The organism is Streptomyces sp. NPDC005963 (genome assembly GCF_040638655.1).
GTDB lineage: Bacteria > Actinomycetota > Actinomycetes > Streptomycetales > Streptomycetaceae > Streptomyces.
In genome coordinates, this window is the sequence record NZ_JBEXVD010000017.1 from 1 (window position 1) to 24226 (window position 24226).

A 24226-nucleotide genomic window follows, 5' to 3' on the forward strand; every position below is an offset into this window, starting at 1 on the left:
CGCACCCCACCCCCAACCCGCACCCGGACCCCCAAAACCCCCAAACCCGAGCACCCCCAGCCCGTCCGGCGCTTGAGGACGGAAACCTCAGCCCCTCAAGGCAGAACCCAAAGAACAGCCCCAGCCCGGAAAGTGCAAGACCAGCACCACCCGTACCCCAGCCCTGGCAAAGACCCAGCCCCGGCAAGCTCAGCCCGTCCGGCGTTTGAGGACGGAACCCCCAGCCCCCCAAGGCTGAACTCAAGGAACGAGCCCCACCCGGAACAAGCCAAACCCCGCCCCGGGGCTTACAGCCTCACCCGGTGTTCCGCGAGGCGTGCGAGTACCGCGTGGTTGGCCTCCCAGCCGTCGGGGAACTTGACCGTGACGCCCAACTGGACCGGTTCGGTGGAGGGGTGTTCGTCCAGGAGTTCCGCCACTCCTTCGCGGCAGACCACGATGCACGCGTGTCGGTGGCGTGAGGTCAGGACGCAGAGGCGGCCCGTCTCCAGATGGAAGGCGGTTGCGTCGGGGCGGCCTGAGAGCGGGTGGAGGATGACGGTCACGTCGAACTCCCGCCCCTGGAGCCGGTTCGCCGTGTCCACGGTCACATCCGTCACACCGAGTTCGACGAGGGCGGATCGCACCGCGGCGGCCTGGTCGCGGTGAGCGGTTCCCACCGCGACGCGGTCGGCCGTCACCGGAGTGGGGCTCGCACCGGCCGTGCCGGTGGCCGCACCACCGCGGTCCAGCAGTCTGCGGACGACGTGTGCGACCGCCCGTACCGCTTCGGGGTCCGTTCGCGGGGTGTGGCGGGCGGGCAGTTCCAGCAGGCCCCAGCCCGATTCGGCCGCTTCGTCGATCACCCGGTCGTGTGCCGAACCGTCGGCGGACACCGCGAAGGAGAGCTGTCGGTCCTCCGGTCCCGTACCGCTGCGGAAGGGGGTGTATGGATAGAACGCCCGCGACACCAACGGGGCGGCGGATGCCGGGAGTCTCCAGGACACCGGCAGCCGGTGTTGCGGCAGTTCCGGATTGTGGGCGAGCAGGGTGGACACGGCGCTCGCGGACGGGTCGTACGACAGTCCGGCCCACTGGTCGGCTCCCACGATGGAGAAGGGGTCCAACTGTCCGGGGTCGCCGACGAAGAGGGCCCGTTCGAAGAGGCCGGCGACCGCGAGCAGGGCGTCCGAACGCATTTGGTACGCCTCGTCCACGATGGCGTGTTCCCAGGGATCGACGCCCTGTACGTGGGCCCATTTGGCCGCCGTGGAGATCACCACCTCCAGGCCGGCGAGGTCGGCTGCCTTGGCGGACTTGCGGACGTTCTCCAGGCCGTCGAGTGCCTTGTCGTAGGGGTCGGGGTCATTGCTGTGGAGCCTGCCCACCGGGAGCTCTGGGTCCTTCTCGGCAAGTCGGAGGACGAGGTCGTCGACCTGGGCGTTGGTCTGGGCGATGACCATCAGCGGGCGCCCTGCGGCGGCGAGTTCCCGGGCGGCCCGGACCACGAGGGTTGACTTACCCGCGCCGGGCGGGGAGTCGACGACCACTCCGCGGTGGGTGCCGTTGAGCGTGTCGTGAAGGATCGCGTCGGTCGCCTTGGTCGCTTCGGCCGCCGGGTCGAAGACGGTCACAGCAGGTCCTCCGGGGTGATGGGGTCGGCGGCTTCGGCATCCGTGCCGGGCGGGCCGCCGTGGGTCCAGGGCGTTTCCTCGGGGTCGGGCAGTTTGGGCCCGCCCCGTTGGTCGTGCTCGAAGAGGGTCCAGGCGATCCAGTCGCCCTTCTCGGGGACGGAGCCCGGGGCCGGGTCCTTGGCGCGGCCCATGCGGTCGGTCAGCCGCAGCACGAGGGAGCCGTCCGGTTCGTACCGTACGAACTCGGCCGACTGGGGCTTGCCCTCATGGGATCGGTAGACCTTGGCACGTTCGGCGAGATGGGGCCGGTCGTCGGTGCGCAGGGTGAGCAGGGGTCGGGGCGCGGGCCGCTTGGATTCGGACCAGGCCATCACGACGTCGGACACCTCGCCGACGAATGCCTCCCCCGCAAGTCTGCGCCCCGCCAGCACCAGCGGATCGTCCAGGGCTTCCTGTGCTTCGAGTTGGGCTTGGGCGCTCTCACGGGCGGCGAGCTTGCGGGCTGCGGTGACGGCGTCGTCGCGGCGCGGCTGGGGTGGTTCTCCCGCCCTGACCCGGTCGCGATGGGCGGTGAACGACCAGCGGTCACGGGTCCAACGGTCTTCGACCCTGGCTCCGGGCGGGAGTTGGCGCGCCAGGTCGACGGCGCGCCACACCGACTGCCAGGTCGGTTCCAGCTGGCTGAGGAGGAGCTGACGGATCTGGCGCTCGGCGAGGGCAAGCTGCCCCATCCAGGAGTCCTGTTCGTCCCCGTCCTGGGCTGCGTGCAGACGTTGGCGCACCCGGTCGTACGCCTCGACGGCCGGCGCGAGCAGCCTGTTGTCGAAGGCGGGGTCGGTGGCCGGTCCGGCGGGTGGACACAGCAGTTGCCCCCGCTCGTCCCGCCCCGATTCGGCACTCAGCGCCGCCTCGGCCCCCGAGGTGCCTTCGGGTGGGTCGATCCAGGCGAGGAGTGCGCCGAGGTGTTGGTCCTCCAGTGAGGACTGTCCGGTGGCCCAGTGCCGGTTGAGGAGGTCGGTCGCCGCTAGGAGCAGCGAGGAGCCGGGCACCCGGGCGCGTTCGCCGTAGTGGGTGAGCCAACGGCCGAGGAGGGGTACGTGCGGTGGTGCGGGATAGGCGGCGTCGGGGTCCTGTTCAGCGGTGCGGCGGAAGCGCATGGACCGTCCGAGGAGTCGGACGAAGTCGATGCCGGCCCGCCCGGGGACGATCAGTTGCGGTGCGTCGGCGCAGAGTTCGGCCTGTTCCTTGACGCGTTTGCCGGTCTCGGCGTCGGTGGCGTTGCGCTCGACGAGTTCGACGTCGTCGCCGTAGGTCTCCAGGTAGGGCAGTACGGCGTCGGCGAGTTCGGCGAGGAAGGCGAAGCGCAGTTCGCGGTCGCGGGGCTGCGCCACGGTCAGGAGCCGTGGTTCGTCGCGATCGGTGCCGATGAGCGCTCCGAGGGGTGCGCCGGCCTCTCCTGCGGTGGTCAGAGGTACCAGGACCAGCGGGTGTGCGGACAGGTGCCGGTGGCGGACGGTCGCCAGGGGGCTGGCTCGGCCTGATTCGGCGGCTTCCAGTCGGGCCAGGGTGGTGATCAACGACATCCCGCGGCCTCCAGTGCCCAGGCGCGCAGGACGGCGGCGCGGCGCAGGGCTGCCACGGCGGGGTCGTCCGGGTCGCCTGCTTGTCCGCGTGCGGCGGCCAGTACGGCACTGCCGGTGGCCAGTCCGCCGAGTTCACCGCGGAGTGAGCGGCCGAGGGCGGTGACGGCTCCTTCGGCGCGGGCCGAGCCCCGGCAGTGGAAGGCGAGTTCGCAGGCGGCGAGGCAGTCGGGGGCGTAGGCGGCGGGCACTGACTCCACGGTCGCCACCAGTTCCTCGGTGGGGCGTTCCAGGTCGAAGGTGGCCCCTTCGGGCAGGGCTGCGGTGATCTCTTCGATACGGGTCAGCCGGGAGAGTTGGCGGCGGGTGACCGCCAGTTGTTTGCGCACGTCGACAACGGATGCGGTCGGAAGGTTGGAGAAGTCCTTGGGGCAGACGAGCAGTACGCTTTCGGCCACCCGGGCGCCTTCGGTGCGGGCCGCGACCCGTTCCAGGGCGAGTACGTAGACGGCGGCTTGGCGGGCTGCGGCGCCGACCTTCGCCGCATCGGCGGAGGCGTCGATCATGGGGAAGGACTTGATCTCGACGACGCTCCATCGGCCGTCGGGGTGGACGACGACGGCGTCCGGCTCCAGATAGACGGGCGACCCGGCGACCTCCAGGACGAGCAAGGGGTGGTCCAGGAGGGTCCATGCGGCGTCAGCGGTGGCATCGCGCAGGGCGAGCGCGGTACGGGCGGCTCTGCCTTCGGGACCGGCCGCCGCCAGGTCGGGGACCTGGAATCCGGTGGGCTCGGCCACTCCCAGCAGTCGCATCAGTTCGGCGCCGCCGTCCGATTTCACCCTGGCTTCGAAGGCGTTGCCCCGCATGAAGGCGAACTGCGACTGTCCGGACGCCATGGGCGAGTGCAGTGCGGTGGCGAGCGCGCCCTTGTCGACTCCGGCGCCGTCCAGCAGGGCCCGTCTCTTGCACCCGGGGTTGGCGGCGAGGGCGGCGAGGGCCCGGGCGTCCAGCGGGCGGGGGCGCACGGCCGGGCCGCGCAATTCAGCGAGCCGCTGCCGGAGTGCTGTCGTCGGCGTCGGCGGAGGGGGTCCGCTGTCCAGGGATTCGCTCACCCGGCGCAGTCTGGCATCCGGCACCGACAACGGGGGATTCTGCGGGGGTTTCGGTTGCCGCCGGCTGTTGGGCGAGGCGCTTGCGCGTCCGGTCGGCGAGGCGGAGGGCGGGGCGGGTGGCCAGCGCGCCGAGTCCCATCACTGCGGCACCTGCGACGGCGTCGAGGAAGTAGTGGTTGGCGGTGCCCATGACCACGATGGTGGTGATGAGGGGGTAGGCGACGGCGAGCGTCTTCATCAGCGGCGTTCGGCCGTGGCGCCACAGGATCACTCCGCACCACAGGGCCCAGCCGACGTGGAGGCTCGGCATGGCCGCGTACTGGTTGGTGAGTCCGCCGAGTCCGCGCGGGGCGCTGGCTTCGGCCCCCCACCAGCCGTAGGAGCTGTACTGGGCCATCGTGTCGACGAAGCCGTGGCTGGCGTCGAGGAGCCGGGGCGGGCAGGTCGGCATCAGGGTGAAGCCGATGAGTCCGAGGAGGGTGGAGAGCATCAGCCAGGTGCGCGCGACCCGGTAGTGGGCGGGCCGGCGGCGGAAGAGCCAGATCAGGATGGCGGGGGTGACGAGGTAGTGGAGTGAGGCGTAGATGAAGTCGGAGGGTATGCCGATGGCCGGTACGTCGGTGAACAGCCGGTTCAGCGGGGTTTCGGCGTCGAGGAAGAGTGCCTTCTCGGCCCGGAGTATCGCGAGGCCGTGGTCGACGGCGGTGTTCACGTCCCCGCGGGCCAGGAGCCGGCCGGCCGAATAGGCGGCGTAGACGACGGCGAGCAGGAGCAATTCGGTCCACCAGCGTGGCCGGTGTCGAGACACGGCGTACGGCATTCGAGCTTTTCCCCCCATGGTGTGCAGTGGTCGACGGCCACCAGTCAACCGTACGGTGTAAGGGGTGTGGCTCCGTCAGTGGGCCCCCCGCGGGTCCCGACCCTAGAAGGACGCGTGTGCGAGCGCCGGGGTTGCGCCTAGGAGCGAAGGCGCTGGCTGGCTTGAAGTCGCTTCTTCGGGTGCCCTGCGCGGCGAGCGAACCGGGCTGGGTGATGATGGAGGGCCATCCTCCGTGAACCTCTGGGAGAGCCCCGACATGGCACCGCGCATCCTGCTCGTCCGGCACGGCCAGACCGAATGGTCCCTGCTGGGCAGGCATACCGGCAGGACCGACATCCCTCTCATCGAGGAGGGCAAGCGCGGGGCGACCCTGCTGGGTGATCGGCTGGGGCGCTCCCCCTGGTCCGGACTGCCGGACGTGGAGGTCCGCACGAGCCCTCTGTCGCGTGCCGCAGAGACGTGCGAACTGGCCGGTTTCGGCGATCGTGCCACCGAGTGGGACGCGCTGATGGAGTGGGACTACGGGCAGTACGAGGGGATGACCCCCCTACAGATCAAAGAGGTCGCCGGGCCCGACTGGTTGATCTGGCGGGACGGCGTGCCCGCCGGGGAGACGCTGGCCCAGGTGGGTGCTCGGGCCGACGAGGTCGTGGAGTGGGCCAAGTCTGCGGACCGGGACGTGCTGGTCTTCGCACACGGGCACATCCTGCGGGTGCTGGTGGCCCGGTGGCTCTCGTTGGACCCGTCGTTCGCGGCCCGGGTGAAGCTGGACCCGGCGTCGCTCTCGGTGCTGGGGTGGGCGTACGGGGAGCCGGCGCTGAACCACTGGAACGACGTCTCCCATCTGGAGTCCTGACCGAGTCCTGACCGTCCCGCCATCGGGGCGGTGACCGGCCTGCCAGGGCCTGCCCCGATGCGTACCCGACCGTGGTGCGCGAAGCCGGCCGCGGCTGGAACACGTACCTCGCGCGCCCTTGCGGGCGTCTGGACAATGGGGGGCGGTCCACAGTGTGCCGGGAGGGTCCCGGGTGAGGAGGGAGCAGCACATGGCGGAAGCGGAGTCTCATCAGCGTGCGCGCAAGCCGCGGCCCGCGCCGTTGTTGTTCGAGCCGTCGGAGGCCGCCGCCGACCCCGAGCACTTCTTCGATCTGGAATCGATCGAGGATCCTCGGGAGCTGCTCTCCCGTTCCACCGAGTTGGCCCTGGCCTTCCGTGCGGCTGCCGATCGTGCCGTCGAGTTCCAGGCTCTCGGCGCCGCCCAGCTGGCCGATCCGCGGCGGTTCGATCGGCTGACCGCGGAGGAGATCGCCCATCGGGCGGGGTGGACCACGGACTATGCGCGCAAGATGATCGAATTCGGGCAGGGACTACTGCGGGATGGTTCACCGCAGTAGTGGTTCACACGGGACCCTTGTGGTCCCCGGGGGAGTTTCCGTAGTCCTCATGGACCAGTCCGGCATATGCCCGCGCGAAAGATACGCCCTCGGGCATGACTCTGTCTCCATTTTCGGCAACCCTTCGGAAGCGGATCGTCACCCCCGGTAGACATGGAGGTATGTGCGCATGGCTCCCCGAGACCCCGAACCCCTCCGCCGCTCCGAGCAGTCCGATCGGCGCGTACCGACCCGACCCCTTACCCGCCACCGCGAACGACCCGGTCGACCCCGCTGGCGGCGTCGACCCGGGTGCGGGGTGGCTCGCCTCGGCCGGGCCCGATCCGCGTGACACGCTCGATCTGTGGGAGGCGCGCCCTGCCGCGCCCGCCGTGCTTCCGTGCGGTGGGGTGTTCGACGTCGTCAACGCTCCCGCGGTCTTCGGCCGTCGGATGCTCGCCCGGCTCTGCGAGGAGGGGCCGGGTTCAGGGCCGGTGGCCATGCACCGTGGGCGGGCTTTGATCTTCGCCGCGCCGGGCACGGCCGCCCGGTTGCCGGCGCTGCTGGGGTGGGAGGAGTGGGGTGATCGGGTGCCCCCCCTGCTCTGTCACGGCACGGGGGACGCGGTGACGGTTCCTCCGCCGGCGCCGAGCGCCCGAGCGGCCTGCGGATCGCGCTGGCTGGTCGCCCCGAACAGCCGGCATCCCTGGCTGCCCGGCCCCGAGGTCGTGCTGTGGGCCTGTGTGCGGGCGGCCCGCACGGCCGCGACGACGGCCGGGCGGATGTCGATTTTTCCCCACCCCGATCAGGGTGCTAAGGTCTACGACGTCAGCAGGCGCCGCTAGCTCAGTTGGTTAGAGCAGCTGACTCTTAATCAGCGGGTCCGGGGTTCGAGTCCCTGGCGGCGCACAGACACGAAAAGCCTCTCGCGATCGCGGGGGGCTTTTCTCATGCCTTCGGCTCCCCTGCCTCCGGGCCGCTCCTCTCAGACCTCCCGTCTTCGCGCCTCCCGTCTCCGGGCCTGTCTCCTGGGCCGTCGGATCGGCTGCCGTCGGCTCCGCTCCTATGGGATCTGCTGGGGTCGGCGCCACTAGCCCGTGGTGATCTTGACGGTCCAGGCGCCGGAGGCCGAGCGGTCCGCCACCTCCACCCGCGTACGTCCTCCCGGCAGGGTGAAGGTCTCCCCCACCCCCAGGGGCGCATCGGCCAGTTCCGGATAGACCGACCGGTCCCAGCACGCCTCGCTGTTCGGGTGGGTGTCCACGACCTCGACGGGGCCGCCCCCGGACACCTTGTCCGCCCGGACGCGGTAGAGCAGCACCCCTTCGGTGCACAGGGTCCGGTCGTTGCCCACGGCCCCCCGCGCCTCGATGGCCAGTGCGGTGCCGGGTCCGGTTCGCACCACGGCCAGTCGGGTTCCCAGGCTTCCGCCGGGCGCGGGCGCGGCGATCGGCTCCAGGGTGATCAGCTCCGGGCGGGTGATGCAGCGCACGGCGCGGCCCGGCAGCCAGCCGAGTTTCCACTTGTGCCAGCCGAAGAGGTCGGGAGCCATGCCGAACTGGCTGCCCATGACGTCCCAGTCGCCCACGTGGGTGTCCCAGTCGCCCTTGCCGTCGGTGGGGCGGTGGTAGAGGTCGGGAAGGTCGAAGACGTGCCCCGTCTCGTGGGCGAGCACATTGCGGTCGGGCGGGTGGCGCTCGAAGACGGTGACGACGCGCCTGATCCGGCTGTCGTCGGCGTTGAGCGGCCGGTCGAGGTTGACGACCTTGGTGGCGTCGGAGTCGACCCCGGGCGCCTCGGGGTCGGCGACCAGATAGACGACGACGTAGCGGGAGAAGTCGACCGTGGGGTCGGCCGCCGCGAGGGCGTCGCGCAGATAGGCGTTGCGCTTGTCGGGCGCCCAGTCGCGGCTCACTCCGTACGCGGTCGACGGCTTGGGCATCCGTACCCAGGTGCGCTGGGCGTCGGCGCGGAGGGAGAACTGTCCGTAGGACGCCCGCGCGAAGAAGTCACTGGTGGTGGGGAAGTGGTCGGCGGCGAGTTCGGACGGCGCGTACTGGGGTGAGGCGTCCGGGAACGAGAGGAAGACCATCACCGCGTCGAGGACTCCGGTGGGCCGGGGATAGGCGGAGTTCCAGGTGTCGAGGCCGAGTGAGTGGTGGGCTCCCGTGCGCGGCAGTGCGCAGGAGGCGGACGAGGTCTTGGCGACGGCTGGTCCTGCGACCAGCGAGGTGGCGGCGAGCGCCATCAGGGAGGTGAGGGCGGCTGCGGCGCTGCGCAGCCGGCCGCGTTCGCCCCCTTCACCGCCGCGGGGTCGGCCGGCGCCCGATCCGGCTGGTCCGCCGCCCCGATCGCCGGGGTCATCGGGTCCGCCGCCCGATCCGGGCGGGCCGCCGCCGGTCGTGCCGCGGTCCCCGCTGCCGTCGGAGGCCCCGGGCCCGTCCCCGGGGTCGAAGTGCTCGACGTCCCGGTCCGGTCGACCGCGCCCGCCGCCCGGGAAGGGACCGGACCGGACGCCCGACCCGACGGCGAGGGGTGCACCGGTGAGCCGTCGGAAGGGGGCCTCACAGCGGGTGCCGCCCTTCTTCGCGCCACGCGGACGGTCGCCTTCCACTCCCCCGGGTGTTCCCGCGGGTGACTGCTGACCCTCCACGTAGACCTCCGACCACGGAAATGGGAGACACCTCAACCACCTTGTCGGGGTTTACCGGTGTACGCCCTGTTCCGCTGCCCCACTCGGGTGACCGGTCGGGTACGGGATCGGCACCGGTTCGCCGCGGCCCGGAGGGGGCTGGAGACGGTCAAGCCACGCGCAGATGGGTTCACCGCAATGAGAGATCACGGAACGTCACATTTGATCAGCTATGGATCAGGCCCTGTACAGAGCCGCGCAGAAACGATCGGGCGCGCACTCCGAAGGGTGCTCGACCCCGTGGGGGAGCTGGAACGGCCCTGGGGGCAGCCCCTATGATCGGCACACTTTCCCGATCTCTTTTCCCAAGCGTGAGCGCCATTTCGACCTTCATCGACCTGTTGGTCGGTCTTCCCGACCACATCTGTACGCCCCTGGACGACACAACTGCACTGCGGGAGTGAGCGGTGAGCGGAACCTCCGAAGGAACAGGGCGAAAGGGAGCTGCGGCCCCCGACCAAACGGAGCGGAAGATCACGGAGGGTCACGTAGTCTCCCCCTCCGAACCGCCCCTGTCCGAACTGCGTGAGTACCGGGCCGCGTTCGAGTCAGCACCGTTCGCCCTGGCCCTCGTCGACCGCGGCGGTCTGGTCCTCCGCGCCAATCCCGCCCTCGCCGCACTCTTCGGCACCGTGGCCGAGGCACTGATCGGGCGGGCCGCGGACGATCTCGTCCGGCTCTCCGCCGATCGCCGCATCCGACACGCCTACCGCGAGGTGCTGCACGGCCGGCGCTCCCGCTTCCGCTGCACGCGGCGGCTCAAGCACCCCGACGGGGGGACACTGTGGGCCGAGATCACTCTCACGCCGGTCGGGGGGAGCCGTCGACTGCTGTTGTCGGTCGCGGACATCAGTGATCGCCGCGAGCTGCGGGCCCGGCTGCGACACCTCCAGATGCACGACGCGGTGACCCGGCTGCCGAACCGGACCCTGTTCTTCGAGCGGTTGACGGCCGCCCTCGACTCATCGGCGTACGACGACGGCTGCACGGGCCGCATCGGTCTGTGCTACCTCGACCTGGACGGCTTCAAGGCCGTCAACGACACGCTGGGACACCGGGTCGGGGACCGGCTGCTCGCCGCCGTGGCCGGCCGGCTCACCGAATGCGTGGAGAACGACGGCTACACCCACGGCGGGGGCCATCTGGTGGCCCGGCTGGGGGGTGACGAGTTCGCCGTCCTGGTCGAGGACTCGCTCGGTACGGAACAGCTCGGCGAGCTCGCCCAATCGGTGTTGCTCGCCCTCCAGCAGCCCTTCGACCTCGACGGTCAGCGGTTGTCGGTGTCGGCTTCGATCGGGGTCGTGGAGCGTTCCGTCACCGGGACCACCGCCACGGGTCTGATGCAGGCCGCGGACACGACCTTGTACTGGGCGAAGGCCGACGGCAAGGCCCGCTGGACGCTCTTCGACCCCGAGCGCAACGCCCATCAGGTGACCAGGCAGGCCCTGTCGTCCACACTGCGGCCGGCGGTGGAGCGCGGCGAGTTCGCCTTGGAGTACCAACCCCTGGTGGGGCTCTCGGACGGGGTCACCCGAGGGGTGGAGGCGCTGGTGCGCTGGAACCACCCGCAGTTCGGGATGTTGGCGCCGAATCGGTTCATCGGAATTGCGGAGGAGGACGGCTCCATCGTGCAGTTGGGGCGCTGGGTCCTGCGGACCGCATGTCACCAGGCACGGCAGTGGCAGTGCGAATATCCGGGGGCCGATCCGCTGTTCGTCAGCGTCAACGTCGCGGTGCGCCAGGTCTGGGACTCGGACCTGGTGGCCGACGTGGCGGAGATCCTCGCCGAGACGGGACTGGCTCCCGAGCTGTTGCAGTTGGAGTTGACGGAGTCCGCGGTGATGGGCTCAGCAGGCCGCCCGCTCCAGGCCCTCCAGGCGCTGAGCGACATGGGCGTGCAGATCGCCATCGACGACTTCGGCACCGGGTACTCGAACCTGGCGTACCTCAGTCGGCTGCCGGTGTCGGCGCTCAAGCTGGACGGGGCGTTCGTCCGCGGCTTCCAGGACGAGGCGCATCCCAATCCGGCGGACGAGATGATCGTGGAGGCACTCGCCCAACTGGCCCACCGGCTGGGGCTGACGGTCACGGCGGAGTGTGTGGAAACCTCGGGGCAGGCGTCCCGGCTCCGCAGGATCGGCTGTGACCTCGGACAGGGCTGGCTGTACTCGCGTGCGGTCTCGGCGGATCGCATCGGGCAGATGATCGGCAGCGATCCGCTGTCCGCCTGAATCCGTCCGGCCCCTGTGACGGACCCCTGAACCGCCCGGGGGAGCGGTCCATGGAAACCGCCCCCGGCCGGAGGCGAACCTCCGGGCGGGGGCGGTGTTGTGGGGGGACTCAGAGCGGTCCGGTGTCGGATCTGCGGTGTGGGGGGACAGATCCGATGTTCATCAGCCCTTCAACCCTGTTCAGTTGTTGTGCGGTTGGTCGGACGGGCCCCGGTCGGGCCGTGGGGCCGTTCCGGTGGGGTCAGCAGGCGCCCTGGTCGCGCCAGACGCCCCACTCACCGGTGGTGCCGGGCTCTTCGCCCTGGTTCCACCAACCGGCCTTCCAGGTGCGGCCCTTGTGCGAGACGAGCGAGCCGGCGTTGTACGTGCTGCCCGCGCTCCATGCGGCGGCCGAGCACGTGCCTCCCGGAGAGGACGGCGACGGGGTGCCCGGGGAGGGGCTGTTCGTCACCGGGGCGGAGGGGGACGGCGTGCCGGGGTTGGGGCTGTGGGGGGTTGCGCCCAGCGCGGCGACGATGTCGTTAAGGAGCGTGGTGTTCGCGTCCAGACCGAGCAGCGAGTAGAGCATCGAGCCACCGAGGCCGCGGCTGCGACCGTAGTCGGCACGGGCCTGGATGGTCCGCTTGTCGAGGCCGGTGAAGAACTCGCCGTCCTTGTAGAAGTACGCGGACTGCGCCTCGGCGTCCCAGAAGGTCGTCGCCGGGTTGTCGACGATGCCGGCCAGTTCCTTGTACTGCGCGATGCCCGCCTGCTGGCTCAGCGGACGAGGAGCGCTGCCCCCGGTCGCGGTCTGACCGAGACCGTTCTTGGTGCCGGCGGGAACGCCCTTCCAGCCGCGGTAGTACAGCTCGTACCCGAGGGTGAGCTTGTTGGCCGGGAAGCCGCCCGCGATGCCGTAGGCCGGGTTGCCGTCGAGCCAGGCATCGACCGTGTTCTTGATCGAGTACTTCTGGGTGCCCGGCGCGATCGGGTCGGTCGGGTCGGACGCGGGCGAGGTCAGCGGCGACTGGTGGTACGTCGGGCCGTTGCCCGCCCAGGAGCCGTGCATGTCGTACGTCATGATGTTCGCGTAGTCGAGGTACGCGCCCACCTTGTCCGTCTCGATGTGCTTGATCTTGTCCTGGCCGGCCGGCATGGCGGCGGTCAGCAGGTACTTCTTGCCGCCGTTGGCCGCGCCGTACTCGTCGAGCTGCTTGCGGAACTCGGCGAGGAGCAGGGTGAAGTTGGCCTTGTCCTCGGGTCCGTAGTGGTTGCCGAGGTGACCGCTGTTCGTACCGGGGTACTCCCAGTCGATGTCGATACCGTCGAAGATCCCGGCCGCCGTGCCCGGTCCGCCGAAGCCCTCGGTGACCGGCAGGTCGCCCTTGATGTACTGGTTGATGCAGGAGCTCACGAGCTTCTTGCGGCTGGCGTCGGTCTTGGCCGCGTCGTGGAAGTACTTGGAGTACGTCCAGCCGCCGAGCGAGATGTTGAGCTTGAGGTGCGGGTACTTCGCCTTCAGCTCCTTGAACTGGTTGAAGGCACCCGCGATGGGCTGGTCCCAACGGTCCGCGACACCGTCGACGCTGTCGGCCGCGCCGAAGGTCTTGGTGTAGTCCGCGAAGGAGTCGCCCGCGCCATCACCGGCGTTGGGGTTGTTGTCGTCGCCCGCCGCCTTGTTCGCCATGAAGCACGTGTGCTCGGTGGGGTGGATGTTGCCGAACGAGTAGTTGATGATGTCCAACTTGCTCGCGATACCCCGGGTGTCCAGGTGCTTGGGGAAGAAGGCGTTGCCGTACACGCTCCACTGGTCGTAGTACGCGATCTTGACTCCACCGGTGGGGGCGGCGGAGGCAGGAGCGGTCGCGTTGGCCGTGCCGTTGACGGCAAAGCCCGCCGCAACGCCTGCGGCGATCGCCGCAGTCGTCAGGGCCGCGATCATGGGTTTACGGGAGAGCACGAACAGCCTCCGGTAGTGGGGGGATCGATCGATGGTGCTGGCAAAGAGATAGCGATTCGGCCATGCCCGCGTCAATGGTCTCGACCAAATGAGGACTAGACCAATTTCAACGAAAAACCGCTCGTCAGAGCCGTGCGAGATCAAGAAAATCCCCTTGCCATGTAACTGACAAGGGGTTTAAGGACCGGTTAAGGGTGCTTTGAAGGAAGCATAAAGACGGTTCAGTTCTGAACCACTTCGGCAGACGTTTGACCAGCCAACTCGTACACCTCGGCGATCAGTTCGTACGAGCGCAGCCGCTGCTCACCGCCGTGGACGTTGGCCGTGAGCATCAACTCGTCGGCCCCGGTGCGCTTCTGGAGTGCATCGAGGCCCGCCCGGACCGCGTCGGGCGTGCCGTGGACGACGTTGGACATCCAGCCGTCCGTGAACTCCCGCTCCAACGGCGTGAACGCGTGGGCTTCCGCCTCATCGGGCGTGGGAATCAGCCCCGGGCTGCCGGTGCGCAGCCGCAGCATCGCCAGCGCGCCCGTCAACACCTGACGGCGCGCCTCCCGCTCGTCGTCGGCCGCCAGCGCGGCGACTCCGATGAGCGCGTACGGCGATGACAGCACCGCGGACGGGCGGAAGGACTCGCGGTAGAGGTCCAGCGCAGGAACCGTGTTCTGCGCCGAGAAGTGGTGGGCGAAGGCGAACGGCAGCCCGAGGACGCCGGCCAACCGGGCACTGAACCCGGACGAGCCCAGCAGCCAGATCGGCGGGCGGGCCGCAGGCCCCTGCACCGGGCCCGGAACCGCGTGGATGCGGGTGTAGGGATGGCCGTCGGGGAAGTCGTCGTCCAAGAAGCGGGTCAACTCGGCCAACTGCTGCGGGAAGTCCTCGGCGCCCTCGCCCCTGGCCTCCCCGGTACGGCCGGTGCGGCGCAGCGCCGCGGCCGTACCGCCGTCCGTGCCCGGGGCACGCCCGAGACCCAGATCCACCCGCCCCGGTGCCAGGGCCTCCAAGGTGCCGAACTGCTCCGCGATCACCAGCGGGGCGTGATTGGGGAGCATGACCCCGCCCGAGCCGAGCCGGATGCGGCGGGTGTGTGCGGCGAGGTGCGCCAGGATGACGGCGGGGGACGAGGAGGCGACACCCGGCATGGAGTGGTGCTCGGCCACCCAGTGGCGGTGGTAGCCGTTCGCTTCGGCGAGCCCGGCCAGTCGCACGCTGGTCCGCAGCGAGTCCGCGGCGGTGCTGCCTGCCCCCACGGTGACCAGATCGAGCACGGAGAGCGGTACGGGCGCGGTGCCGCGTGCAGTGGCTCGGACGGGGTCACCGGGAGCCTCGACGGTGCGTCCTGCCGCCAGGTCGTCAGGTCGTCCCACGGGGTCTGTCCTCCTGAGCATGAGGCAACGTACAGCACCCAAGAACAGGAGGATGACTCCGCTTTATTCCCGCCCATCCCCGTGTGATGGGCACGTTGATCCGGCGGCTCCCCGCCACCGGAGGCATTCCGCCTCCGGAGACACTCCGCCGCCCGACGGCGGGCGGTCGGGCTTCAGGCGTCGGACTCCCGACCGTCCTGGGCGAAGAGCCGGCCCACCTTCAACGCCCAGGTCCTGCGGTCCGCCAGCCGCAGCCCCTCCCAGACCGTCACCTGGGTCGCCGTCAGAACCGGCTTGCCCAAGGTCTCCTCCAGTTCGGGCAGGTGCGCCACCGTGTGCAGCGCGGTGTCCGGCAGCAGCACCACGTCCGCCCGCGGGTCGTCACCCGCCCGGGCCAGCGCCAGCACCTCGGCCTCTCCCCAACCTGCGACCTCCGCCGCCGTCGCACCGCCCGCATGGGCGGCGACCACCTCGACGCCCGCCGCCCGGAGGAACTCGGTGAAGCGGTCCGTGTCGTCCTGCGGATAGGTGGCCGCGACCGCGACCCGAGCGGCACCCAGCTTCCGTACCGCGTGGACGAAGGCGAAGGAGGTGCTGGAAGCGGGCAGCCCCCCGGCCCTCGCCAGTTCGCGGATCTGCTGGTGGGCCCCTTCCCAGCCACGGCCGAAGCTTCCCCTGGTGCTCGCCCACAGCACGGACTCGGCGCCCCCGAGCCGTAGCTCGGCGATGTTCTCCTCCGACGGCTCGGCCGTCCCGGTGTGGACGGACGGCATCCTGATGTCACTGTCGAGCAGCACCTCCAGCCGGGGATAGTCCTCCTCGGCGGAATGCCCGGGGATCAATAGTCCGACCGTGGTCATAGAGAACCTTCCTTCGGGGTTTCTTTTCCGGTCCCGTGCGGGCCGTCCAGCTTGTCGGGTACCACTTCGAGGCCGGTTCAAAGCGTCCGACCGTCCCGGTCTCCGATCCGAAAGCACGGCCCCCGGCGTTCCGTGCGCCCGGGACACCGAAGGCACCGGCACATCACGGGCACATCGAAAAAGGGACCGGAATTCATCCGCATGTACACATGACATCGGGGTAGCCGCGCACTCATGGCTCCACGACAGGAGAGAACGAGACACAGCACGCCCCCGGCCCGAGGACTCGCCCGGCGATCACTGCTCGCCGGGGCCGTGGCCCTCGGCGCCGCCGGTGCCGTCGGTGTGACCAGCGGTTGCAGCAGGGTGTCGACCGCCGACGCGGGGGACGGCGGTCAGCTGCTGGAACAGTTGCGCGCCAAGGGCTCCGTACGCCTCGGGCTCGCCGGCGAGCAACCCTTCAGCTACATCGGCAAGGACGGCAGGATGACCGGCGCAGCACCGGCCATCGCCCAACGCGTCTTCCGCGAACTCGGCGTCGAGGACGTCCAGCCCTTCCCCACCGAGTTCGGTTCGCTGATCACCGGATTGAACTCGCTCCAGTTCGACACGGTCGCGGCCGGCATGTACATCAATCCGGCCCGCTGTGAGCAGGTCATCTTCGCCGACCCCGAATACCAGATGCTCGACGCCTTCCTGGTGCGCAAGGGCAACCCGAAGAACCTGCGGACGTACGAGGACATCGCCGAATCCGGGGCGTCCATGGCGACCGGTGTGGGCTATGCCCAGATCGAATACGCCAAAGGGGCCGGAATCAAAAAGGTCACCACCCTGCCGGACCAGTTGGCGGGTCTGCTCGCCGTGGAGCAGGGGCGGGTGGACGTCTTCGTCGGCACGGCCGTGACCGTGCGCAACGTTGTCAAGGAGACGCGGAGCACCAAGGCGGAGGCGACCGAGGAGGTCACCCCGACCGTGGACGGCAAGCCCGTCGTCGACGTGGGCGGATTCGCCTTCCGCACTCCGGAGACGGCCCTGCGCGATGCGTTCAACCGCGAGCTCCACAAGCTGAAGAAGAGCGGTGAACTGCTGGAGATCATGCGGCCCTTCGGCTTCACGAAGGACCAGATGACCACCATCACCGCCAAGGAGAAGTGCAAGCCATGAGCGAAATAAGCCCGGGTTTGTGGGAACTCCTCCTCAAGGGCGTGTGGATCACGGTCCAGCTGACCGTCTACAGCGCCCTGCTCGCCGCGGCTGTGGCCTTCGTCATCGGTCTGGCGCGCGCCCACCGGCTGTGGATCGTGCGCTTTCTCGCCGGCACCTACTTCGAGGTCTTCCGCGGCACCTCCGCCCTGATCCTGATGTTCTGGATCTTCTTCGTGCTGCCGTTGGGCTTCGGTTGGCAGCTGGTGCCCATGTGGGCCGCGGTGCTGTCGCTGGGGCTGACGTACGGGGCGTACGGCTCCGAGGTGGTGCGGGGCGCGGTGGCCGCCGTCGCACAGGGGCAGCGGGAGGCCGGGATCGCACTGAGCTTCACCCCCGCGCAGCAACTGCGCAAGGTGGTGCTGCCGCAGGCGTGGCCCGAGATGATCCCGCCCTTCAACAACCTGCTGGTCGAGTTGCTGAAGGGGACCGCCCTGGTCTCCATCATGGGCGTCGCCGACATCGCCTTCGGCGCTTCCCTGGTGCGCAACGCGACCGGTCAGAGCGCCCCCGTCTACACGGTGATCCTGCTGATGTACTTCGTGCTCGCCTTCGTCCTCACCCGGGGCATGCGGGTGCTGGAACGCCGGGCGAAGGCCGGCATCGGGCAGAAACAGCCCGCGCGTGCCTTCCCGCTACGACGCCGGGAGCGGGTCGCGGTCGGAGGTGAGAGCTGATGGAGTGGGACTGGTCCGCGGTCGACGACTTCCTGCCGCGTTTCTTCGATGGACTGCTGGTCACGCTCCAGGCCCTGGTGCTGGGTGCGCTGCTGGCGTTCGCCCTCGGCCTGGTGTGGGCGGTGGCCCAGCGGTCGGGCCCCGCGGTGGTGCGCTGGCCGGTGTCCGCGGTCACCGAGTTCGTCCGCAACACGCCGCTGCTGGTGCAGTTGTTCTTCCTCTACTACGTGCTGCCGGAGTGGGGCCTGACCCTCTCGGCCATGATGACGGGCGTCATCGGCCTCGGTCTGCACTACTCGACCTACACCTCCGAGGTGTACCGGGCCGGGATCGACGGTGTGCCGAAGGGGCAGTGGGAGGCGGCGACCGCACTCAATCTGTCGCGGCGGCGCACCTGGGGTTCGGTGATCCTGCCGCAGGCAATCCGCCGGGTCGCCCCGGCCCTCGGCAACTACGTCATCGCGATGCTGAAGGACACTCCGATGATCTTCGTGATCGGGGTGATGGAGATGCTCGGACAGGCGCGCCAGTTCGCCTCCGAGACCTTCCTGACGGTGGAGGCGTTCACGGTCGTGGGCATCGCCTTCATCCTCATCGCCTATCCGGCATCCGTCCTCATGCGAGCCTTGGAGCGTCGTCTTGTCCGCTGACAGCACTCTTTCCCCGACCGACCGGAGCCCCCAGGAGAGCCCGCGGGCGACTGCCGCGCCGGTCGCGCAGGACGAGCTGATCCGGTTCGACCGCGTCACCAAGCGCTTCGGCGAGAACGTCGTCCTGGACAGTCTGGACTTCCGGGTCTTCCCGAAGAAGCACGTGACCCTGATCGGCCCATCCGGTTCGGGCAAGACCACGATCCTGCGACTGCTGATGACCCTGCTGAAGCCGGACGAAGGCACGATCACGGTCGGTGGGCAGTACCTGAACCACGAGGAGAAGAACGGCAGACTCGTGCCGGCGGGCGAAAAGCACATCCGCGACGTGCGCAAGAACATCGGCATGGTGTTCCAGCAGTTCAATCTGTTCCCCAATATGAAGGTGCTGCGGAACGTGACCGAGGCGCCGGTGCACGTGCTCGGGCTGTCATCGGACGAGGCGCACGAGCGGGGTCGTGACCTGTTGGAGCTGGTCGGGCTCGGGGACAAGTGCGACGCCTATCCGAGCCAGCTCTCCGGCGGGCAGCAACAGCGGGTGGCGATCGCCAGGGCCCTGGCGATGCGCCCCAAGGTGCTGTTGTTGGACGAGGTGACGTCCGCGCTCGACCCCGAGCTGGTAGCGGGCGTGCTGGACCTGCTGAGGGACATCGCGCACACGACCGATGTGACGATGCTCTGCGTGACCCATGAGATGGGCTTCGCCCGGGACGTCTCCGACTGCGTGATGATGTTCGACCAGGGCAAGGTCATCGAGTTCGGCCACCCCGACAAGATGTTCAGCGACCCGGAGAACGAACGTACGAAGGAGTTCCTCAGCGCCGTACTGTGACACGGGAATCGCCAGCTGGATCGTGCCTTTGGCATATGCCTAAGAGATGCGCCCCAGTTGGGAGGGGTCCTCCACCCGGGTATTCTCGCCAACAGGCGTCCCTCAAGCGCCCCTTGACCGCTATCGTGTGGTAGAGGACCTTGCGGTGACGAACTGGTAGGGGGAGACCGTGGCGCTGAAGCCTGAGCCGACCGCGCCGTTCCACTCGGTGCAGTACGTCCTGCGGGTGCTGGAGACGGTCTCCCGGCACTCGGGCGGCGTGAGCGACACCCAGATCGCACGGGAGACGGGTCTGCCCACCGGGCATCTGGCGCCGCTCCTGGAGATGCTGCGCCGCGAGGGCTATGTGGAGCGGGCCGCCGACAACGGCGGGACCTATGTGATCGGCGATTCCCTGGTGCTGCTCGGCTCCGGTGCCGCACGGCAGCAGGCGCTGGAGGCCAAGCTCCAGGACACCCTGACGGAGATCAGGGACTCGGTGGGCGCCGCCGTCTACATCAGCAGATACATCGACGGCGAAGTCAAGATCACCCAGTACGCGGACGGCCCGTGCACGCCCCGGGTCAACGAGTACGTGGACTTTCGGTTCGCGGCCCACGCCAGCGCCATCGGCAAGTGCCTGCTGACCCAGCTGGACGGCGACGGCCGGCGCGAGCACCTGGCCCGCCACAAGATCACCCGGTTCACCTCGCGGACGATCACCAGCGAGACCCTCCTCTTCTCCAAACTGGACAGCCAGCCGGCGACCGTCCCGATCCTGGACCTCCAGGAGTACGCGGTGGGCACGGTCTGCGCCGCGGTGCCCCTGACCGCCGGATCGACGGTGGGCTGCCTCGCGCTCTCGCTGCCGATCGAGCACGCCCATCGACTCCGCTCGGCAGCGGACACCCTGAACCGCAGGGCGGCACCGGTCGTGCTGTCACTCGTGCTCTAGGCCTTCCTCCGGCCGTCCGGGGCTGGTCCACCCCGGGGTGGCCCCCCGTCCTGCACGCCCTGTCCCGCACGGGCCGGGCACGTGTCGGAGCACCCCTCTGGAGCAGGTATTATTTATCTCGTCAGGCGCCGCTAGCTCAGTTGGTTAGAGCAGCTGACTCTTAATCAGCGGGTCCGGGGTTCGAGTCCCTGGCGGCGCACATTGATCATCGAGGGCGTTCCGGATTTTCCGGGGCGCCCTCGCTGTTTCCCTGGCCTCGGTGTTTCCCTGGCGGGGCGAGCTTCGGCGACCGTCCGCCTCCCCTCTCTACGATCACGGTCGACCGACCCCGGACATGACGGTGCTCCCCGCGGCGGGAAACCGCGGGGAGCGTTGCCCGGGCGGCTGCGCCGACGACCGTGCGAGAGGACGAGGACCCGGCTCAGGCCCTGCCACCCCGCACGGCGTCCGGTCGGCGCTCCACGAGTTCCACGGGCTGGGTACGCCCCGGAGACCCGTGTTGCCGGGTGACCGATCGTGCGTCAGCGGCGGAACGTCAGAACTGGACGTCCGAGCAGGCGTAGAAGGCGTTGGGGGTGTCGTGCACGGTCCACACCGCCAGTACCACGTGCTTGCCCGAGCGCGACGGCAGGTTGCCGGAGTGCGACAGGGTCTCCGGCGGCTGCTTGCCACCGTAGGGAACGGTCAGGAACGGCTGCGACTCAAGCGCCGCCCTGGTCAGCTTCTGGTTGGGGTTCCACCCCTGCTTGGTGATGAAGTACTTGAAGTCGGTGGTGCGGTGCCGGGCGGTGAACCGCCAGGTGAACGTCTGGTTGGAGCCCGAGTTCACCTTGGTGGCGGGCCATGCGCCACCACGGGGGTCATCGAGCTGGGAGAACTGGCCGTTGCCTCCGGCACAGATCAGACCGTCGGCGGGACCGGCGGACGGGAACCCCTTGAGGCCCTCGACGCTCTGCGGCTCCCACTGGATGTTGCCGCAGTTGGACACCGTGCGGTTGGCACAGTGCTTCTGACGGCTGGTCACCGGAGAATCGGTGTAGCCGTGGCTGCTGGCACTGCCGGTTGCGACCACGGTGCCGCCCATCACCAACAGGCCGACGGCGGCGGCGGTAAACCTTTTGCGCATGCTTCGCTCCAGAGAACGTGGGGGAGTTCGTGAGCCTTGCTTGCACGCGTGCGTGTCGTTGACTACGTCTGTTCGATGTAGTTCGGAAGCGCTCCTTCCGCGCCTCATTTAGGTCTAGACCAACACCCAATGTATTGACCGAACTTCATCATGTCCAGACCAAAACTATCTCTCAGTTTCTGACGCGTGCTGGGCATAGAACGCAACTGTCAGATCTTTCACCAACACCTTGCGTTCGTAGTCGTCCAACTCCACAAGCCCACGTGAGGTCAGTCTCCGTACGGTTTCTTCGACTGCGTCCACCACAGAGGTCAGCACCGCGTCACGGTGTCTGGCGTCGAGCGCCGCGATCCGACGGCGTCGCATCGCGGCAGCGATCTCTGGCGCATATTCGATGGTCACCGGTTGGGCGGAGAAGACCTCGATGCCCACCGCCGCGCATTCCGCTTGCAGCATCCGCGTCAGGGCCCCGCCGACCGACTCCGCGTCCCGCAACGTCCGACCGACGGCCACCGGAGCGGCGCCCGCCCCACGGGCCGCGTCCGCGAAGGCGTCGGCGGGCAGTTGCGAGAGGACCCGGGCCGTCGCCGCCTCCACCTGTTCGCTCACGTACTCCTCATGGTCCTCCACGCCCAGCACCGCACGCACGGTGTCCCGGACCCGCCACACCACCTGCACCACCACACTCAGGGGCGCGCCCTCCGCATCCACCGCCGGCATCGGCTCGCTGCGCCAGTGCCGGAGTCGCACCTCGACGCGTCGACGCAGCACCAGCGGGCTCATCCAGAGCAGCCCCGTGCGCCGTACGCTCCCCCGGTACTCCCCGAACAGCGTCAGCACCCAGGCATGGCCCACCTGCCCCCGTCCGATGCCGCCGAGTGCGAAGAGCGCGATGACCACGCCGAGCGTCAACAGGCACCACAGGTCGATGCCCAGCCCCCGGTACGGGTACACGGGCAGTCCGAGGAGCGCGATCAGCCGGGCGGGCAGCGCGCCGGCGCCCCAGAGCACCGCACCGATGCCCGCGAGTGCGCAGGCGCCGGCGACCACTCCCGTCCACCCGGAGAGCACCGCACCCGGTCGTTCGGCGAGTTCGGGATCCTCGGGCGGGCCGGGGCGCACCGAGGTCGCGGTGGCCACCGGCGGGCGGGCGATCCTCGGCTGTTCCCCGGTGCCGAGCCGGCGCGCGACCACGGCGGGGCGCAGGGCGATCGGCGGGGACCAGCCGTGCGTGAAGTCCTCGGGCCCCGAGTCGTCACCGGTGACATCGTCCCGGAAGAGGAGGTGCACCGGGATCTCGGTGGTCGCCTCCTGGGCGATGACCGGGGTGTGCCGGGCCGCACCGGTCGACGGTCCGTCGCCCTCCGGCTCCGATGTCGTGGTGGTGGTCATGACTGCCAATGCCTCCGCTGATCGTCACGTACCCCCGCCGCCGGAAGAGCCCCGGCCGATGCCGTGGCCCGCTCCCCTCAAAGTGCCCACGGCTGCCCGTCCGGCCAGCGCCGGACCACCGTCACGGGGTGGGTGCGAAGAGGCGACGCCAGGTCTCGCGCCCCGGGTAGCCGTCCGCCTCGGAGCCCCGCCAGCCCTGCGCCCGCTGGAACGCCTCCACGTTGCGCCGGTCCGCCTCGCCCCACCGCGGCCCGGGCCCGGTCTTGTAGTGCTTGCCGTAGCCGCGTGCGACCAGTCGACGGCCGAGCTTGGTGATGTGCTCGTTGGACTGCCCGGGCCGGAAGTACCGGGCGCCGGGGTACGGGGGGACGGCCGCGCCCGTGCCCCCGGGGCCCGCAGTCGGTGCGGGCGCCTCGGCTTGAGCAGCCGGGATGTCCTTGCCCTTGCCGGTGACCAGCAGTTCCCAGGCGTCCGGTCCGGGCAGTCCGGTGGCCTTGCTTCCGGTCCATCCCTGGGCCAGTTGGAACGCCTCGGTGGCCTTGCGGTCCGCCTCGCCCCACCGCGGCCCGGGCCCCTCCTGGTAGAAGCGCTTGCCACCGCGGGCCACGAGCATTTCGCCGAGCCGGGTGACGTGGGGGTTGTCCGCGCCGGGACCGAACGAGCCCGCACCGGGATAGGCGTCGGCCAGCGCACCGGTCGCGCTGTCGACGACCCCGCGATAGCGGTAGGGGACGTACTTGTCGGAGTTGCTCCAGTACGCCATGGGCGTGGCCTGCTTGATGGCGTGCGGCTTCGTCTGCTCGTAGGCGGTGTACGAGGTGTGGGTGGCGTCGGTCCAGCCACCGAAGATCGTGACGTGGGAGCCGTTGGTCGGATTGGCCGGGTTGTGGAAGAGCAGGATGTCCCCGGGTTGGAGTTCCTCGCGAGTGATCTTGGTGGCGAACTGGGCGAGGGAACCGGTCCACTCGTTGCTCGCCAGGTTCCACGCCATCGAGACATAGCCCGAGCAGTCCTGGCGGTATCCGTCGGACCAGTAGGCCGCCATGCTGTACGGGACCTTCGCCGTGACCCACTTCTTGGCCCGGTTGATGATGTCCGTGCGGGTGGTCTCCGGCAGCGCCACCGCCGGCACGCCCGAGGGACCCGAGAGCGGTCCGCCGTACAGTGGCCCCCGGCCGCCCTGCTCATGGCCGGGCTCGGCAGCGGCCCGTCTGGTACTGGCGGGGTCGGGGGGCTTCACCGTCTGTGTCGCCGATGCGATGTCCGGGGCGGTGAGCACCACCCCCGCGGCCGTGAACAGCACCAGGGCCCGTCGGCACCCGTGGGCCGCGGGGTGGCCGCCGGCCGCGAGCGTTCGCCGTTGCCCCACGCATCCCGGACAGTCGCAGTCGGGAGCAGGTTCGTACTCCTCGAAGACCGGCACCGTCATCCGTGTCCCCTCCGCACTCCATGGAGATCGTTTTCGGGGGCCGAACGGCGTGGGAAAGAACCGCACACCGAGGGCCCGGACCTTTCCTATCTTGAGGGACAAAAGGTAAAAACCGACCATCCGACAGGCCGGAGTCGACCACTAATGCCCTCGACCGGAAGCAGGCGGTCCGAAATCGGCCGAGGCACTCTCCGAGGTCCGGTAGAGTTGGCCCGGTCAGCACGCGCCGCTAGCTCAGTTGGTTAGAGCAGCTGACTCTTAATCAGCGGGTCCGGGGTTCGAGTCCCTGGCGGCGCACGCTCCACGAAGGCCCCCTCGCGATCGAGCGAGGGGGCCTTCGTCATGCCCGGATCGGCTGGATGCAGTCGATCTATGGCGACCGCCGCGACCTCA

The 24226-nt window shown here is 69.6% G+C and carries 20 protein-coding genes and 3 tRNA genes; 12 read left to right on the forward strand and 11 right to left on the reverse strand.

Features of this window, described 5'->3' with window-relative positions:
• Positions 1–287 precede the first annotated feature (287 nt).
• Genes ABZ348_RS21860 through ABZ348_RS21875 form a run of 4 tightly spaced genes read right to left on the reverse strand, consistent with a single transcriptional unit; the run spans position 288 to position 5128 of the window.
• Positions 288–1613 carry an AAA domain-containing protein gene (locus tag ABZ348_RS21860; protein ID WP_358935495.1) on the reverse strand — a complete coding sequence of 442 codons (1326 nt, stop codon included), beginning with the start codon at positions 1611–1613 and terminating at the stop codon, positions 288–290.
• Positions 1610–3196, reverse strand: coding sequence for a hypothetical protein (locus ABZ348_RS21865; RefSeq protein ID WP_358935497.1), 1587 nt, complete (start codon positions 3194–3196; stop codon positions 1610–1612). Before ABZ348_RS21865 ends, ABZ348_RS21860 begins: the two co-directional genes overlap by 4 nt.
• The gene (locus ABZ348_RS21870; RefSeq protein WP_358935499.1) at positions 3187–4308 is read right to left on the reverse strand and encodes a hypothetical protein; all 1122 of its coding nucleotides are present in this window, start codon (positions 4306–4308) and stop codon (positions 3187–3189) included. The genes ABZ348_RS21865 and ABZ348_RS21870 overlap by 10 nt, the downstream gene beginning before the upstream one ends.
• Positions 4238–5128 carry a phosphatase PAP2 family protein gene (locus ABZ348_RS21875; RefSeq protein ID WP_358935501.1) on the reverse strand — a complete coding sequence of 297 codons (891 nt, stop codon included), beginning with the start codon at positions 5126–5128 and terminating at the stop codon, positions 4238–4240. Before ABZ348_RS21875 ends, ABZ348_RS21870 begins: the two co-directional genes overlap by 71 nt.
• 256 nt (positions 5129–5384) lie before the next feature.
• Between ABZ348_RS21875 and ABZ348_RS21880 the strand changes: the two genes are divergently transcribed.
• From ABZ348_RS21880 to ABZ348_RS21895, 4 genes are all read left to right on the forward strand, one after another.
• Positions 5385–5984: a histidine phosphatase family protein gene (locus tag ABZ348_RS21880; RefSeq protein ID WP_358935724.1), complete on the forward strand. Its 600-nt coding sequence runs from the start codon at positions 5385–5387 to the stop codon at positions 5982–5984.
• 190 nt (positions 5985–6174) lie between these two features.
• On the forward strand, positions 6175–6522 hold the full coding sequence (locus tag ABZ348_RS21885; RefSeq protein WP_358935503.1) for a hypothetical protein: 348 nt from the start codon (positions 6175–6177) through the stop codon (positions 6520–6522).
• Between the two features lie 161 nt (positions 6523–6683).
• Positions 6684–7346, forward strand: coding sequence for a bifunctional DNA primase/polymerase (locus ABZ348_RS21890; RefSeq protein WP_358935505.1), 663 nt, complete (start codon positions 6684–6686; stop codon positions 7344–7346).
• Positions 7337–7410: transfer RNA gene (locus ABZ348_RS21895), tRNA-Lys, on the forward strand. Before ABZ348_RS21890 ends, ABZ348_RS21895 begins: the two co-directional genes overlap by 10 nt.
• 181 nt (positions 7411–7591) lie before the next feature.
• Here the strand turns inward: ABZ348_RS21895 and ABZ348_RS21900 are convergent.
• On the reverse strand, positions 7592–8782 hold the full coding sequence (locus ABZ348_RS21900; protein ID WP_358935726.1) for a M6 family metalloprotease domain-containing protein: 1191 nt from the start codon (positions 8780–8782) through the stop codon (positions 7592–7594).
• An 884-nt stretch (positions 8783–9666) separates the two neighbouring features.
• Between ABZ348_RS21900 and ABZ348_RS21905 the strand changes: the two genes are divergently transcribed.
• A complete protein-coding gene (locus tag ABZ348_RS21905; protein WP_358935728.1) occupies positions 9667–11424 on the forward strand; it encodes an EAL domain-containing protein in 1758 nt (585 codons plus the stop codon).
• Positions 11425–11665: 241 nt separating this feature from the next.
• Here ABZ348_RS21905 and ABZ348_RS21910 read toward each other — a convergent pair whose 3' ends face one another.
• The 3 genes from ABZ348_RS21910 to ABZ348_RS21920 form a co-directional block, all read right to left on the reverse strand.
• A complete protein-coding gene (locus ABZ348_RS21910; RefSeq protein WP_358935506.1) occupies positions 11666–13345 on the reverse strand; it encodes a glycosyl hydrolase family 18 protein in 1680 nt (559 codons plus the stop codon).
• Positions 13346–13584: 239 nt separating this feature from the next.
• Positions 13585–14712 (reverse strand): LLM class flavin-dependent oxidoreductase, encoded by a 1128-nt coding sequence (locus tag ABZ348_RS21915; protein WP_358935730.1) that lies wholly within the window; start codon positions 14710–14712, stop codon positions 13585–13587.
• 191 nt (positions 14713–14903) lie between these two features.
• Positions 14904–15590, reverse strand: coding sequence for a decarboxylase (locus ABZ348_RS21920; protein ID WP_358935507.1), 687 nt, complete (start codon positions 15588–15590; stop codon positions 14904–14906).
• 234 nt (positions 15591–15824) lie between these two features.
• Here ABZ348_RS21920 and ehuB point away from each other — a divergent pair, with 234 nt between their 5' ends.
• The 6 genes from ehuB to ABZ348_RS21950 all read left to right on the forward strand — a co-directional run bounded on the left by ehuB (position 15825) and on the right by ABZ348_RS21950 (position 20085).
• Complete coding sequence (ehuB, locus tag ABZ348_RS21925) at positions 15825–16754, forward strand: ectoine/hydroxyectoine ABC transporter substrate-binding protein EhuB (protein WP_358935508.1); 930 nt, start codon at positions 15825–15827, stop codon at positions 16752–16754.
• On the forward strand, positions 16751–17470 hold the full coding sequence (gene ehuC, locus ABZ348_RS21930; RefSeq protein WP_358935510.1) for an ectoine/hydroxyectoine ABC transporter permease subunit EhuC: 720 nt from the start codon (positions 16751–16753) through the stop codon (positions 17468–17470). The genes ehuB and ehuC overlap by 4 nt, the downstream gene beginning before the upstream one ends.
• Entirely contained in the window at positions 17470–18120 is a 651-nt protein-coding gene (ehuD, locus tag ABZ348_RS21935) for an ectoine/hydroxyectoine ABC transporter permease subunit EhuD (RefSeq protein ID WP_358935512.1), read from the forward strand. The genes ehuC and ehuD overlap by 1 nt, the downstream gene beginning before the upstream one ends.
• Before the next feature lie 76 nt (positions 18121–18196).
• Positions 18197–18952: an ectoine/hydroxyectoine ABC transporter ATP-binding protein EhuA gene (gene ehuA, locus ABZ348_RS21940; protein WP_358935732.1), complete on the forward strand. Its 756-nt coding sequence runs from the start codon at positions 18197–18199 to the stop codon at positions 18950–18952.
• 169 nt (positions 18953–19121) lie between these two features.
• Positions 19122–19886, forward strand: coding sequence for an IclR family transcriptional regulator C-terminal domain-containing protein (locus ABZ348_RS21945; protein WP_358935514.1), 765 nt, complete (start codon positions 19122–19124; stop codon positions 19884–19886).
• Between the two features lie 125 nt (positions 19887–20011).
• A tRNA-Lys gene (locus tag ABZ348_RS21950) sits at positions 20012–20085 on the forward strand.
• Between the two features lie 336 nt (positions 20086–20421).
• Here the strand turns inward: ABZ348_RS21950 and ABZ348_RS21955 are convergent.
• The 3 genes from ABZ348_RS21955 to ABZ348_RS21965 form a co-directional block, all read right to left on the reverse strand.
• The gene (locus ABZ348_RS21955; RefSeq protein WP_358935516.1) at positions 20422–21012 is read right to left on the reverse strand and encodes a lytic polysaccharide monooxygenase; all 591 of its coding nucleotides are present in this window, start codon (positions 21010–21012) and stop codon (positions 20422–20424) included.
• Between the two features lie 165 nt (positions 21013–21177).
• A complete protein-coding gene (locus tag ABZ348_RS21960; protein WP_358935518.1) occupies positions 21178–22404 on the reverse strand; it encodes an SPFH domain-containing protein in 1227 nt (408 codons plus the stop codon).
• Between the two features lie 121 nt (positions 22405–22525).
• Positions 22526–23833 (reverse strand): peptidoglycan-binding protein, encoded by a 1308-nt coding sequence (locus ABZ348_RS21965; protein ID WP_358935520.1) that lies wholly within the window; start codon positions 23831–23833, stop codon positions 22526–22528.
• Positions 23834–24056: 223 nt separating this feature from the next.
• On the opposite strand from ABZ348_RS21965, the gene ABZ348_RS21970 reads away from it, so the two are divergent.
• A tRNA-Lys gene (locus ABZ348_RS21970) sits at positions 24057–24130 on the forward strand.
• Positions 24131–24226: the final 96 nt, after the last annotated feature.